Source organism: Eubacterium sp. OM08-24, from assembly GCF_003438075.1.
In the GTDB taxonomy this organism is placed as follows: Bacteria; Bacillota; Clostridia; order Oscillospirales; family Acutalibacteraceae; genus Ruminococcoides.
The window spans coordinates 63,729-77,739 of sequence record NZ_QSTA01000001.1 but is presented as its reverse complement, the minus strand read 5'-3'; the positions used below and the strand labels follow the sequence as shown (position 1 = coordinate 77,739).

The 14,011-nt window shown below is 41.5% G+C and carries 15 protein-coding genes; all 15 read right to left on the bottom strand.

Annotated elements, in window-relative coordinates; translation table 11 throughout:
* Positions 1-13: 13 nt before the first annotated feature.
* Positions 14-526 carry a S1 RNA-binding domain-containing protein gene (locus tag DXC23_RS00400; protein WP_117704245.1) on the bottom strand — a complete coding sequence of 171 codons (513 nt, stop codon included), beginning with the start codon at positions 524-526 and terminating at the stop codon, positions 14-16.
* Between the two features lie 49 nt (positions 527-575).
* On the bottom strand, positions 576-944 hold the full coding sequence (locus tag DXC23_RS00395; RefSeq protein WP_117704244.1) for a septum formation initiator family protein: 369 nt from the start codon (positions 942-944) through the stop codon (positions 576-578).
* Positions 913-1,413 carry a spore cortex biosynthesis protein YabQ gene (gene yabQ / locus DXC23_RS00390; RefSeq protein WP_117704243.1) on the bottom strand — a complete coding sequence of 167 codons (501 nt, stop codon included), beginning with the start codon at positions 1,411-1,413 and terminating at the stop codon, positions 913-915. Before yabQ ends, DXC23_RS00395 begins: the two co-directional genes overlap by 32 nt.
* A gap of 7 nt (positions 1,414-1,420) precedes the next feature.
* The gene (yabP, locus tag DXC23_RS00385) at positions 1,421-1,693 is read right to left on the bottom strand and encodes a sporulation protein YabP (protein WP_117704242.1); all 273 of its coding nucleotides are present in this window, start codon (positions 1,691-1,693) and stop codon (positions 1,421-1,423) included.
* Between the two features lie 67 nt (positions 1,694-1,760).
* Positions 1,761-2,003 carry an RNA-binding S4 domain-containing protein gene (locus DXC23_RS00380; RefSeq protein WP_117704241.1) on the bottom strand — a complete coding sequence of 81 codons (243 nt, stop codon included), beginning with the start codon at positions 2,001-2,003 and terminating at the stop codon, positions 1,761-1,763.
* A gap of 54 nt (positions 2,004-2,057) precedes the next feature.
* Entirely contained in the window at positions 2,058-2,333 is a 276-nt protein-coding gene (locus tag DXC23_RS00375; RefSeq protein WP_022235449.1) for an HU family DNA-binding protein, read from the bottom strand.
* 17 nt (positions 2,334-2,350) lie between these two features.
* Entirely contained in the window at positions 2,351-3,145 is a 795-nt protein-coding gene (gene mazG / locus DXC23_RS00370; protein WP_117704240.1) for a nucleoside triphosphate pyrophosphohydrolase, read from the bottom strand.
* A gap of 77 nt (positions 3,146-3,222) precedes the next feature.
* A complete protein-coding gene (locus tag DXC23_RS00365; RefSeq protein ID WP_117704239.1) occupies positions 3,223-5,019 on the bottom strand; it encodes a polysaccharide biosynthesis protein in 1,797 nt (598 codons plus the stop codon).
* Positions 5,020-5,067: 48 nt separating this feature from the next.
* On the bottom strand, positions 5,068-5,439 hold the full coding sequence (locus tag DXC23_RS00360) for a zinc ribbon domain-containing protein (RefSeq protein WP_158552382.1): 372 nt from the start codon (positions 5,437-5,439) through the stop codon (positions 5,068-5,070).
* A gap of 70 nt (positions 5,440-5,509) precedes the next feature.
* The gene (gene hemZ / locus DXC23_RS00355) at positions 5,510-6,949 is read right to left on the bottom strand and encodes a coproporphyrinogen dehydrogenase HemZ (RefSeq protein WP_117704237.1); all 1,440 of its coding nucleotides are present in this window, start codon (positions 6,947-6,949) and stop codon (positions 5,510-5,512) included.
* Position 6,950: 1 nt separating this feature from the next.
* Entirely contained in the window at positions 6,951-7,577 is a 627-nt protein-coding gene (locus DXC23_RS00350) for an MBL fold metallo-hydrolase (RefSeq protein ID WP_117704236.1), read from the bottom strand.
* 9 nt (positions 7,578-7,586) lie between these two features.
* On the bottom strand, positions 7,587-8,042 hold the full coding sequence (gene dtd, locus DXC23_RS00345) for a D-aminoacyl-tRNA deacylase (RefSeq protein WP_117704235.1): 456 nt from the start codon (positions 8,040-8,042) through the stop codon (positions 7,587-7,589).
* 1 nt (position 8,043) lies between these two features.
* Positions 8,044-10,242 carry a bifunctional (p)ppGpp synthetase/guanosine-3',5'-bis(diphosphate) 3'-pyrophosphohydrolase gene (locus DXC23_RS00340; RefSeq protein ID WP_117704234.1) on the bottom strand — a complete coding sequence of 733 codons (2,199 nt, stop codon included), beginning with the start codon at positions 10,240-10,242 and terminating at the stop codon, positions 8,044-8,046.
* Positions 10,239-12,284 carry a single-stranded-DNA-specific exonuclease RecJ gene (recJ, locus tag DXC23_RS00335; RefSeq protein ID WP_117704233.1) on the bottom strand — a complete coding sequence of 682 codons (2,046 nt, stop codon included), beginning with the start codon at positions 12,282-12,284 and terminating at the stop codon, positions 10,239-10,241. The genes DXC23_RS00340 and recJ overlap by 4 nt, the downstream gene beginning before the upstream one ends.
* A 42-nt stretch (positions 12,285-12,326) precedes the next feature.
* The gene (gene recN, locus DXC23_RS00330; RefSeq protein WP_117704232.1) at positions 12,327-14,000 is read right to left on the bottom strand and encodes a DNA repair protein RecN; all 1,674 of its coding nucleotides are present in this window, start codon (positions 13,998-14,000) and stop codon (positions 12,327-12,329) included.
* Positions 14,001-14,011: the final 11 nt, after the last annotated feature.

The following is a 14,011-nucleotide window of genomic DNA, read 5'->3' as shown; positions in this document are numbered from 1 at the left end:
CTTTGCAGGTAATTTATTTTCTGCCGTTGCCATTGCCTCTGCGGCTGTAACTACGGCTTTCACCACCACGCTTGAGGTCAGAAATTTTGTCTTCGCTTGTCTGCTTAAACTTAGACATCATATCCTCAAAGCTTGTGGGTGCGTTCTTTTTTGAACCCTGCCACTCGTAATTTCCGGGTGACTTAACGGGTGGAGCCGGCTTATACGGCTGTCTTGGTGAACCCTGACGGCGGTTGTTTCTGTCGCCCCTGTCAGATCTGTCACCTCTGTCATTATTCCTTGGCTTACGCTCCTGCGGAACAGCCTGTTTCATTGAAAGACTGATTTTGCCGTTATTAAGTGCAAGCACCTTTACCTTAACAGTCTGTCCTACCTTTACATAATCGCCAATCTCGTTAATATAGGTATGTGCTACCTCAGAAATATGTACCATACCTGTTTGCGAATCAGGTAAATCAACAAAAGCACCAAACTTTGTTATACCCGAAACCTTGCCTTCTAATATCATACCGACTTCAATTGCCATAAAATCTTTTTACCCCTTAATATATATTCTACCCTTTGCTTTCACAAAGCTATTCGCCGGAAACATTATAGAAAATTCTTTCACCTTCGCTGACATAACCCATTTCATTTTTTGCAATCTTCTCAATATATTCCTTAAGCTGTTCACCTGAGTAGCTTTTTACCTTATCCAAATATTTTATTTGGATTTCTACCACATTGATCTGCTTGTTAATCTCGTCAAGCTCTGCCTTTTTATCGGCTATTTGAATATTCTGATTAACTATTGTGATGACCGCATAAAAAGCAAATCCGATAATAGCGAGATATAAAAGAATATATCTGCCTCGTTTCTTCTTTTTAGGCTCAATTTCCTTAATAGTTGCTGTTTCGGCATTGCTTTCAGGATTAATCTGCGGTTTTCTCTTTTTCGTTTTCATTACTCGCCTTAACCTTTTTTCTTACCGATAAACCTTTTTGTTTATTTCTAAATGTATCTATTTTCTTATCTATATTATACAATATGTTGTTGCCGATTTTCAATAGTTTTTCTGTAATTTTTTTAAATTTTGTTCTTATTTTTTTGTTTGCGACATTAAGCGCATTTATTATTGGGCAATATATCCTTGAAATAAGTTTTCCAAGTGAAAACCTATACGCCGCAAATCCACACAATGCACCGAACACCACATAAATTCTTACATAGCCGTACAGCATAGCAAGAGAATAAAAGAACAGAGCAAGACTTGCAACAATCATAAACGCAATGTCGCTGATTATAACCGCCGGTTTAGTGCTTAAAAACGCTGTTCTTATAAACTTAAACGCTCCGTAAAGTATGCCGAGCGCTACTCCGAGCAAAAGCGAATACAAAAATGCCTGCGACTGAACATAAAAATCAATTTCCATACAACACCTATTTAAACAGCTTTGAAAGTCTTGATTTTGAATTATCGTTGCCTATGTACTGCATTGCATTTATTCTGCCGTCAATAGACACATCGCCCGACTCAAGGTTTAGCTTGTCAATATGCAGTCTTTCTCCCTTTATAATCAATCTTCCGCACGAGGTGAGAACAGATACTGTTTCCTCGTTAAAGCCGCTCACATCTTCAGCACCCGTAAGCACAAGCTTTCCCCTTGCGTCAAGCATAAGTGTATGATTTTTGCCCTTTGGAATTTCGCTCATAAAAAAACCTCCGTATAAATACTAATTAATTTATACGGAGTAAATTATAAAAATATTCCCTTTAAAATCAGATTACAGCCTCATACATTGTGTCTGCCTCTTCCTTGCGGACAACCTCTTTTACCTGAGTAACCTTTACCTTTACACTTCTTGAGCCGAGGGTAATTTCAATTACATCGCCAACTTTTACATCGTATGACGCTCTCGCCTCTTTGCCGTTTACGCTCACCTTGCCTGCGTCACAAGCCTCGTTTGCAATAGTTCTTCTTTTAATAAGTCGTGATACCTTTAAGTATTTGTCAAGTCGCATTCTTTCACCTCCGACAAAAAAGGAGCCGACAAAAGCCGACTCCGAAAAAATAAATTACTGATTTACAGTATCCTTAAATACCTTGCCTGCCTTAAAAGCCGGAACCTTAGATGCAGCAATTTCAATTGGGTTACCTGTTCTTGGGTCGCTGCCTGTTCTTGCCTTTCTCTGGCGCTGCTCAAATGTACCAAAGCCTGCAATCTGTACCTTCTCGTCTTTTGCAACAGAGTCGATAATTGTATCAATAACTGCTGTAACTGCCTTTTCTGCATCCTTTTTAGTAAGACCGCTCTGCTCAGCAACAGCTGAAATAAGTTCTGTTTTGTTCATATCAATGGACCTCCAAATTATTCTTTTATTTTAACTTCATCCCAAAGGGAATCAAGCTCAGACAATGTTGCGCTTTTCATATCTATGCCACGCTCCTTTGCAAGCGCCTCAACCTTTGAAAAACGACCAATAAATTTATCGCACGCATCATAGAGGGCGTGTTCACTGTCAATTTTTAACAATCTTGCAACATTAACCGCAGAGAAAAGCACATCGCCGAGTTCCTCATACTGATTATCGGTATCACCCTTTGAAATAGCCTCTTTAAGCTCGTCGCACTCTTCATACAGCTTTGTGAGTGCATCCTCGGCATTGCCCCAGTCAAAACCGACCTTTGCTGCCTTTTGCTGCACCTTTGAACTTCTCATAAGTGACGGCAAAGCTCTTGAAACGCTTTCCATAGCCTGAGTTTGTGTTTTCTGCTCTTTGGTCTGCATTTTAATTGTGTCCCAATTTTTAAGCACCTGCTCGGTGGTATCGGCATTAACATTTCCGAATACATGAGGGTGGCGGATTATCAGCTTTTTGCAAACGCCGTCACACACATCGTCAATATTAAATGTACCCTTTTCGCTTTCGATCTCAGAATGAAGAGCTACCTGTAAAAGCACATCGCCAAGTTCCTCCTTTAAAAGGTCAAGGTCCTCGGTGTCAATGGCCTCCACAGCCTCGTAGGTTTCTTCAATGAAGTTTGAACGGATAGACTTGTGTGTCTGCTCTCTGTCCCATGGGCAACCGCCGGGGGCACGAAGAATTTTTACTATTTCAACAAGATCATCAAACTTGTATTGTGACTTTTCTTTAAAATCCATTTCAATCTTCCTCTCAGGCAAAACTCTGCCACGCAGTTTGTCGCAAGTAGTAAAAATTTGCTATCATAACTTATATTTTACCCAATCAAATGAAATTTTGCAAGTAGTTTTGCAATTTTTTCCCCTTTTGGCAAAAATTCGATTACAGTAGCTGTAAAAGTACGCAATATCAACAAAACAGCGATATAAACAATTATAGCTGCAAGAATTGCGCATACTGTTGCTACCCTATGCGGAGCAATCATGAGCACGCCTGCATTTACCAAATAAGCGGTAAGTCCGCTTGCTACTGCGCCGATAAGAGGCTTTACAGTAGTGGTGTAGAAGTTGATTCTAACCTTTGAATGTTTCATAAGGAGATATATGCCGATTACGCAAGACAGGAAATAACCGATAAGCGAACCTGCCGTTGCACCCTGAATGTTGATTTCAGGAATACTTACAAACATCCATGTTATGCCGATTTTTACAACTATGCCAAAGGCATACAGTTTCATTGGAAGATCTGTTCTGCCTATACCTTGCAGCATACTGCAAATAGGTGTTTCAATAGCGGCAAAAATAGTTGTAAGTCCCATAAGCATAAGCACATTGCCGCCGATAGCAGCGATAGACTCACTTGTGTAGATAAATGACATAATCGGGTGTGCAAGCACACAAAGTCCGATACCCATAGGCAGGGTAAATATCATAGTCATTCCGAATACGGTTTCCATTGAGGTCTTGAGAACCTTTTTGTCGCCCTTAGTCCATGCGCTTGTAACATTAGGCATAGCACTTGAGCCGAACACCTGAGTAACCGCAGTAACAAGCTGCATCAGCTTGAGCGCAGCGGCATAACAGCCCCAAAGTTTTGTGTGAATTGTTATAGGGTCGCTTGTAATTGACTCTGTAAATCCATACTTGCCGTATTGGTCAATAAGCGCCTGCGGATTGGTTTCGGCAAGCTCCTTGAGCACACGCTGAATAATAACCTGATCTATAAGCGAACCCATACTCATAATAAAAGCGCCCATTGCGGTAGGAACAGCGGTTTTTACCATAAGAACAAAGGTTTCTCTCTTAGTACGGGCATCAAGTGAGTTTTCATAGTATTCCTCAGGGATTCCGTCACCGCCGATTTTAAAGCGGAGTAAGAGGAAAACAAACGCCATAAAGCTACCCGAAGAAATACCGCAGATTGCGCCTGCTACCGAGAACGCAAGGATTGTGTTCATTGCGTCATACTGAGAGGTAAATGTAAACCAAAGGAACATTCCGCTCTCGTTGTACTGGTCCATACCGAATTTCATTACAAGGTAAGCAAAGGTAAGACCTAAAATCAGCTTAACGGCAGATTCTATAATCTCTGAAATTGCAGTCGGGAACATATTTCTCTGTCCCTCAAAATAACCCCTGTATATTGAAACAAGGCAGCCGAAAAGAATAGTCGGCGCAAGGCAAAGCATTGCGTAAATCGAATACGGAGAATCAATTATTCTCACATAAATGAAACTGCCAGCAATCATAATCATAAATGAAACAATGCCGACAATCGAGAAAAACGGGATTGATACCTTATGTATCAGCTTTACATCTCTGTATCTTTTCTGAGCAATGCTCTCGGATACAAGTCTTGAAATTGCAATAGGAAGTCCGCCCGTTGCAACCGTAAATATAACAACAAAGATTTCGTATGCGTTGCTGAAAAGTCCCGAACCCATTGTGGCATATTCTTCGCCGAACATTGAATAAATGTTTGTGAGAAGTACCTGATCAAGAAGTCCGATAACTTTTACAACAACCATACTCAGCGTAAGTATTGCCGCACCCTTTAAAAAGGATTGAGAAATATTTTCCTCGGCATTACTTATCGCATTGTATTTTTTAGACAAATTAAATCACCCAATTATCAAATTTTAAATCAAAGCAAAGCTCGGCAATCAGTCAAGCTTTGCACCGCAGCTGTTGCAGAACTTAGAGTTTTCAGGTACATCACTGCCACACTCGGGGCAATAAGTAACATTTTTATTTGCAGAAATGCTCTCGTTTATAAGGTCGAGGTTTTCCTTCAGCTCTGTAATTTCAGCTGTCTTTTCTTTGATTTTGTCTGATAAATCAAGCTCGTGAACTTCACTTTTATAAGCGAGCGCACCAAGCTCTCTGAGCTTTGCGTTAATTTCCGCTCTGATTTCGGCAGCCGCAATTTTTTGCTTTGAGCTGTCGTAAACATCAGATGCTTTTTTTGATACAACAGATGCCGCTGCCTTAGCATTAACAATGACATCGTCTAATATTCCGTCAAATTTTCCCATATCAGTCATACCTTTCTATAAAAATATATCTGTGCTATTATAGCATTAATGCACGAGATTATCAACAAAATTATTGTGTATAAAACGCTGAAATTGCGTTTTTTCTGCTTATCATTTCCTCAAATCTGTCGATATATTCATACGGATACTTAAAGTTGAATATACGCTCAAGGTAATCGGGATTATTTCTCTTGAGTTTTGTTACAGCGCCCGAACCGCAGCCGAGAATTGTGTGGGTTTCGTCCATTACATATACATTGTAAAGGCTTTCATAGCCTTTTTTAGACCAGCCTACATTTTCAAAGTTGCCTGCCATTCGGCTTTGTCTATATAGATAATATGGAATATAATTCTTTTGAAGAAGAATATTCTGATTGTACTCAAGCATTTTTCTTGTGGTTTCTGCGCCCTCTCGGTCAATGGTAACTCCCTTTTCGGTAAGTGTGGAGCTGCGTTTCATACTCAGGGTGTGCACCGTAATGCACTCGGCGTCAAGCGATAAAATTCCGTCAACCGACTTTTTAAAACTTTCGTAAGTATCTGTCGGAAGTCCTGCGATTAGGTCAGTGTTAATATTGGTAAAACCGCATTTCCTTGCAAGTGCAAAGGCGTCAAAAAACTGCTGAACAGTGTGTTTTCTGCCGATTTCACGCAAGACATCGTCATTTAGTGTTTGCGGATTTATGCTTATTCTGTCTACGCCGTTTTCTTTAAGTGCCATAAGTTTGTCGGCTGTAATGGTATCGGGTCTGCCTGCCTCAACAGTAAATTCCCTGCAAGCCGACATATCGAAATTGCTGTTCACCGTACCGATTACCTTAGAAAGCTGCTCTGCCGAGAGAGTAATCGGTGTGCCGCCGCCGAAATAAACGGTTTCAAGCCTCAGTCCGAGCTTGCCTGCAATCTCCGCCGTAAGCCTTATTTCTTCGCAAAGCAATTCAGCGTATGGGTCTACAAGTTTTTTTGCTCTTTCGATTGATGACATTACAAACGAACAGTAGCTGCATCTTGACGGGCAAAACGGAACTCCCACATACAGGCTGAATGAATCAGGCTTTGAAAGCTCAATGATTTTTCTTTCGTTTTCCTCGGTCATTACAGCAAGGTCGAGCTTTTCGGGGCTTACATAGTAGTCCTCTGCAAAGGTTTTCTTTGCGTTTTCAAAGCCACGCTCATTTGAAACATTGCGCAGCAGCTTTATTGGTCGAACACCCGTAAGCAGTCCCCACGGCTGTTCTATTCCTGTAAATTCGCACAACAGCTTGTAAAGCATTTGTGCAAGCGCAAGCTCCTTTTCGTTGTCATTGCCTGCGTTTTGTGCGGTAAGCGCCTTTTCAAAGTCGCCTACCTTTACCTCAACTCTCAGAACATCTGAAAGCTCGGTATATATATACGGCTCTTCCCTATGCTCACATTCACGCACAACGGTTATTTTTTCGTTAGGAAAAAATAATCTTGCCACATTTTCAAGCTCGTAGTGAAAGCCATGATTAATTACATATAAATTCATATCAAACCCTGCTCATTAAAGGATTATATTTTTTCTCGTGTTCGAGAGTAGAAGTCGGGCCATGTCCCGGAATAACGGTATAGTCGCCCTCAAGCTGTTTGAGCTTTTTAAACGAATTTACCATACTGCCGTTATCACCTGTCGGCAAATCTGTTCTGCCGTAAGACTCGCAAAATAGTGTGTCGCCGCAGATAAGGAGGTTATCCGTTATAAAACAGCCACAGCCCATTGTGTGACCCGGTGTGGAAATATATTTCACCTTGCTTTCGCCGATAGAAAATGTATCGCCGTCCTCAAGATAAACATCCGCATTAAACGGCTCAATATTCAAGCTATGAAAAACACTGAGATTGAGTGTGGAATTTGAGAGAAAATCCTTATTTGCTTTGCCTGTAATAATTTTTGCCGAAAACATATCGGCGAGCTGTTTTGCAAAAGTAATGTGGTCATAGTGACCATGGGTGAGCAAAACATAGTCGAGCTTACCGCCGTCTGCATTTATCTGCTCAATAAGTTTATCGCTTTTAGCACCCGGATCTACAACCGCATTACAGCCTGTCGCTTTATCAACAAGGTATATGCAATTTGTTGCAAGCTCCGTTACATTATAAATTTTATATTCTATCATTTTTATTCCTCAATATTTTAAATCTCGGGTATCAATATCAATGGTGACAGGGCCGTCATTGAGCAAAGATACTTTCATATCAGCGCCGAAAATTCCCTTTTCCACCTTGCGAACTCCGTTATCTGCCATTTTCTCGCAAAAATATTCGTATAGTGGCTCTGCAATATCGGGCTTTGCGGCTTTCATAAAGTTGGGTCTTCTGCCATGCGAGCAATCGGCATACAAGGTGAAATTTGAAATAACAAGCACCTCGCCGTCAATATCGGCAAGCGAAAGGTTCATTTTGTCATTTTCATCTGTAAATACCCTCAGAGTGGCAACCTTTGCCGAAAGTGCGTCTGCCTCTTTTTCGGTATCGCCCTCGGCAACACCGAGCAAAATTAAAAATCCGTTGCCAATCTTACCAACTGTATTGCCGTCAACCTTTACTTCCGCAAAAGTAACTCTCTGTAAAATTGCTTTCATATTATAACCTCGTAATCTCAACAATTCCGCTGATGTCAGAAAGTTTTGAAATTACACCTTTAAGGTGATTTTTACCTGTAACATCAATAGTAGCGGTTACCATAGCTTTGCCGTCGCCGACTTCTCTTGAATTAAGAGAATGAATAAAGATGTGCATATTTGAAAGTTTGATTGTTACATCTGCAAGAAGTCCTGTTCTGTCTGTGGCAATAATCTGCAATGTACTGCGGAATGCCTCTCCTGCCTTGTCTTCCCAATAACAGCTTACCCAGCGCTCCGGTTCTTCGCAGTCATTAAGGTCTTTAGGAACATTTGTACATTCACGCTTATGAATTGAAACACCGTATCCCCTTGTAATGTATCCGATAATTTCATCTCCCGGCAACGGATTACAGCAATTTGAAAATTTAACAAGCACATCGTCCGTACCCTCAATTACAACGCCCGATGAAGCCTTTGGCTTTTTGCGTGGTGCTTGCGGAACTTCAATTTTCTCTATATCCTTAGCATAGGCTTTTTGGTATTCCTCTTTAATTCTCGGCATTACTTTCCAAAGCTGAATACCGCCGTATCCGATTGCGGCATAAACATCGTCAAGTGTAACATACTGCTTTTTCATAAGCATCTTTTCGATAAACTCAATCAATTCCTCGTCCGAAAGATTGATACCGTTTCGCTTAAATTCCTTTTCAAGCATCTGTTTGCCCTCGGCAATGTTTTCGTCACGCTTTTCGTGCTTATACCACTGGCGAATTTTTGACTTTGCCGATGCAGTCTTACAAATATCTATCCACGATTTGTTAGGGTGTTCCTCTTTTTGTGTAATAATCTCGCAGATTTCACCCGTTTTCAGCTTGTAATCAAACGGAACGATTTTTCCGTTTACCTTTGCGCCAACCATTCTGTGACCTACCTGCGTATGGATAATATACGCTAGGTCAATAGGAGTTGAGCCGTTTGGTATTACCATTACATCTCCCTTTGGAGTAAACACATAAACATCGTTTTCTTCAAAGTCATTTCTGATATTCTTTGCAATATCGGTAACATCTTCCGCCTCAAGCTGGTCGAGAATCATATTCTTTACTTTTTCGATATTCTCTGCAAGTCGGGTGCTTTCGCCCTTTCCGCCTGCGCCCATACCGAGTTTATATTTCCAGTGTGCTGCGATACCGTATTCGGCAGTGTAGTGCATTTCCCATGTGCGTATCTGCACCTCAAAGGGAATTGCCCTTTTGTCAAGCACTGTTGTGTGCAGCGACTGGTACATATTAGGCTTTGGCATAGAAATGTAGTCTTTAAATCTGTTTGGAATAGGTTTAAAAATATCGTGAACCACGCCGAGTACATTGTAGCAGTCCGACACTGTATCAACGATTACACGAACGGCAAAAACATCAAAAATTTGGTCAATAGTTTTGCCCTGCATAAATGTTTTGCGGTAAATGCTGTAAACGCTCTTTACTCTGCCGCTTATGTAAACATTTTTAATTAAGTTATTTGTTTTTTCAAGAATCTGAGTTTTGATTGACTCAATAAACTTGTCACGATCTTCCTCAGAAAGACTTATTGCGTCCTCAATCTCTTTATATCCGATTGGGTCGAGGTACTGCAACGACAGGTCCTCAAGCTCGTCTTTAATGGTTTTGATACCGAGTCTGTGAGCAATAGGAGCATAAACCTGCATATTTTCGTGCGCCTTATCTCTCCTGCTCTGCTCAGGCATACAGCTTATTGTGCGCATATTGTGCAAACGGTCGGCAAGTTTTATGATAATAACTCTGATGTCATTTGCCATGGCAATAAGCATTTTTCTTATATTTTCGGCTTGCCTTTGCTCTCTTGACGAAAAGGCAATTTTAGAAATTTTTGTTACGCCGTCAATCAGCTTTGCAACATCTGCACCAAAGAGCTTTTCAACCTCTTCAAGCGTTGTTGGAGTATCCTCAACCACATCGTGCAAAAGTGCGGCGCAGATTGCGTCTGTATCCATACCAAGCTCGGCAAGAATACACGCAACCGAAGTTGGGTGGAGAATATACGGAATACCCGATACTCGTCTTTGGTCGCCATGAGCCTTTTCGGCAAACTTGTAAGCCTTGGTAATTTTATCAATATCATAGGTGCTGTTTGACTGGTCAAGCAATTTTTCAAGCTCGTTAAAGTCCTGATAATGTGCTATTCCTGAAAATTTACTCATTGCTGCATCCCCCTCAATTTTATAACGGTGTCGGCTGAATTAAGGTCTACCTTTTGCGACACCTGCGAAACTCTGATTTGTGCGCTGTTTACTCCTTCGCTTACCGTAACAAGCGAAAGCTCGCTCATTGCGTCAAGAATTATTCTGATTTTGCCGACAGAAAGTTTATATCCGAGTTTATGTACAAGTGTTTCTATCGGGTAGGCATAGCCTCCTGCTTTTCTTAAAAATACATAGAGCAAGGCAAAATCATCTCTGCTTGGCAAAAGGTCATCAATTTGGCTTTGCCTGAGCTTTAAGCCGAGTTTAAAATCCTCGTAATTTCTCTGACTTTGCAAAAACTTTTCTGTGTCAAGTACCGACGGTTTAATATCCTTTGCGATTATTGAAACACTGCGCTGTCCGTTGTATTCGATTATATCAAGCGTAACCGCAAGGTCGAGCATATCGCCTACCTGATACGGAAACTCCTGCTGAGTTGTAAAGAATTTCATAACGGTTACGGTTGAGTCATTGCGCTTAAACTGCAATCTTAAATGCTTATTCTGCGAAAGCGGTGTAATTTGCGAGAGCGTCATTTTATACAAACCGATAAGCGGTGTAGGATTTCCTGCGCCGTACGGTGCAAGATACGCAAGCGGCTCAACAAGCTGAACATTTATAAGCGACGGATTTAATTTGCAGTCGATATTACAAGCATTGAAAGGTATATTTTCAAGCTGTAAGGCGTATTCGTTTATTCTTTTGCGGAATAATTCTATATTCTCACTTTTAAGCGAAAGACCCGCCGCCATTGGGTGACCGCCAAAGTGCGTGAGCAAATCCGAACAGGCAAAAATTGCGTCGCATAGGGAAAATCCCTCTACACTTCTGCCCGAGCCCTTTGCCTCTGCTCCGTCACGAGTAATAATAATGGTAGGCTTGCCAAGATATTCCTTCATCCTTGCGGCAACAATTCCGATTACACCCTGATGCCAACCCTCGCCGTCAATAACAAGCACCCTGTCATACATAATCTCAGGTCTGCTCTTGACCATATCGTCAATCATAAGCAAAATTTTCTGCTCTATTTCTTTTCTTTCTGTATTATCATCATTGAGTTGCTTTGCAATTTCCATAGCCTCGGTTTCGTCTTCCGTAAGCAAAAGCGATACCGATTTTCCCGAAAAGCCAAGTCTGCCCACTGCGTTTATTCGTGGCACAAGCGTAAAAGAAACATTGCCTGAGGTAATCTTTTTACCTGCAATTCCTGCGGTCTGCACAAGGGCGTTTATGCCCACCCTGTCGCTTTCCTGAATATTCACAAGTCCACGCTTGACAAATACTCTGTTTTCACTTTTCAGTTCCACAATATCTCCTACTGTTCCGATACAGAGCAGGTCAGAGTAATTGTCAAGCAAGGACGATACATCACAATTTTCGCCCTCAAGTGCCATCACCATTTTAAAGGCAACGCCAACACCCGAAAGCATTTTGTATTTGCTCTGGCAGTCCGAGCGGTGCATATCAATTACAGCAACGGCATTCGGAAGTTTTCCTGTCGGCTGATGGTGGTCGGTAATAACTGTGTCTATTCCGAGAGAATTGGCATAGTCGATTTCATCGACAGCGGAAATTCCGTTGTCTACGGTTACAATCAGCTTTACACCCTTTTGGGCAAGCTTATCTATTGCGCCCTTGTTCATTCCGTAACCCTCAGTCTCTCGTGACGGAATGTAATAGATTACATTTGCACAAGCTGTTTCAAGATACGAATACAAAAGTGCGGTAGATGTAACACCGTCCGCATCGTAATCACCGTAAACGCAAATAAGCTCGCCGCTGTCAATAGCCGACAAAATTCTGTCTGCGCCTTTTTTCATATCCTTTATTTCAAAAGGTGAGGCAATCACGCTGTCATTCTGCAAAAAGTCCTCTACTTCCTCTCGCTTGGTAATACCTCTTATCTGAAGCAGCATAGCAAGTATGGGAGGCAAGCCGTACTCGTTTTGTATTCTTTTAGCCTCGTTCTTATCAATTTGGGATACTATCCAATTCTTCAAAATGCCATTTCCCCTTAAAATTGCCTATAAATGAGCCATTGCTCAAAGCTCTTCGCTTTCTTTGAGCATAGACTCTGCGTGTGCAAGCGCTGCGTCTGTAATGCTTACACCGCCGATAATTCTCGCAAGCTCGTGCTTTCTGCCGTCAAAGTCAAGCAGCTTTACCTGCGTAAAGGTTCTGCCGTCTTCAACCTGCTTGCTTATGAGATAATGAGCGTCTGCAAGTGCCGCAAGCTGCGCCTGATGAGTAACGCAAAGCACCTGACTGCTCTTTGAAACTTCCTTGAGTTTCATACCTACCTTTTGAGCGGCTGAACCGGAAATACCCGTATCAACCTCATCAAAAATCAAGGTATCTATGTCATCTGTACTTGCAAGAACAGTTTTGATTGCAAGCATCATTCTCGAAAGTTCACCGCCTGATGCAATCTTTGCAACAGGTCTTGGCGGCTCACCGGGGTTTGCCGAAATAAGAAATTCTATCTTATCCGTTCCCTTTTCGTAAAAATCTGTATTTTCAAACTGAGTTACAATCTGCACATTCGGCATATTTAAAAAGCTCATTTCCTCACGCACTCGCTCAGAAAATACCTTTGCCGTCTTTTTACGGATTTCACTAAGCTTTTGTGCCGCAACAAGTGCGTTGTTCTCAGCCTCTTGATAGTCCGCCTCAAGCTGATCTCTGTTTTTATCGTAGCTTAAAAGCTCCTCAAGCCTTGTCTGCATTTTTTCGGCAAGTGACGGCAATTCGTTACATTCGCAACCGTATTTTCTTGTAAGACGATTCAAAAGGTCGAGCCTTTCATCAATCTCCTCAAGTCTTTGCGGATCGCTTTCAACAGAATCTGCCGCATCTGAAATAGCCTCAATGCAATCTCTTAAATTATAGTAAACATCTGTAATGCTTTCAGAAATACTCTCGTACTCGCCGTTGAGTGACGCCGCACGCTGTATATAATTCATTGCGCTTTCAACAGACTCAACACCTCCTGCCGTTCTTTCGTCCCCGTCAAGAAGTTCTCTTGCGTCATTAAGCAAGGTGAAAATCTTTTCCGAATTCATCAAAACAATGCGCTCGTTCTCAAGCTGTTCGATTTCATCGGGCTGAACATCGGCATTAAAAAGCTCTGTGGTCTGATAAGTTAGCAAATCTATTTCGTGCAGTCTTGCCGATTCATCGGAATTTGCCTCGTTGAGCTGCTTTTTTAAAGCCTTGTACCTTTTATACTTTTCTCTGTAATCATCAAGCTCAGAGTTAAGCTCACCAAAGCTGTCGATATAGTCTATGTGAGTATCGGGCGAAAAAAGCTCATAGCTTTCGTGCTGACCATGAATATTTATCAAATTTTTGGCAACCTCTTTTAAAACAGTCACACTTGCAGGTCTTGCGTTAATTTTGCAGGTGCTTTTGCCTGCTGCGGAAATTGAGCGCTGCAAAATAAGCGTATCGTCGTCTTCGTTGTCATAGCCAAGCTCTTTGAGCTTTGCCTTTACTGTATCGTTTACATCATCAAACTGGGCGGTTACAAGTGCGGTTTTTGCGCCTGTTCGCACAAGCTCCTTTGAAGTGCGCTGTCCCATAATTGCGTTTATTGAATCTATAATAATACTTTTACCTGCGCCTGTTTCACCTGTAAGAACATTTAGTCCCTGTGAAAAATCAATCGAGGTTTTTTCGATAACTGCTATATTTTCTATATATAAAGTTGTAAGCATATAACATCATC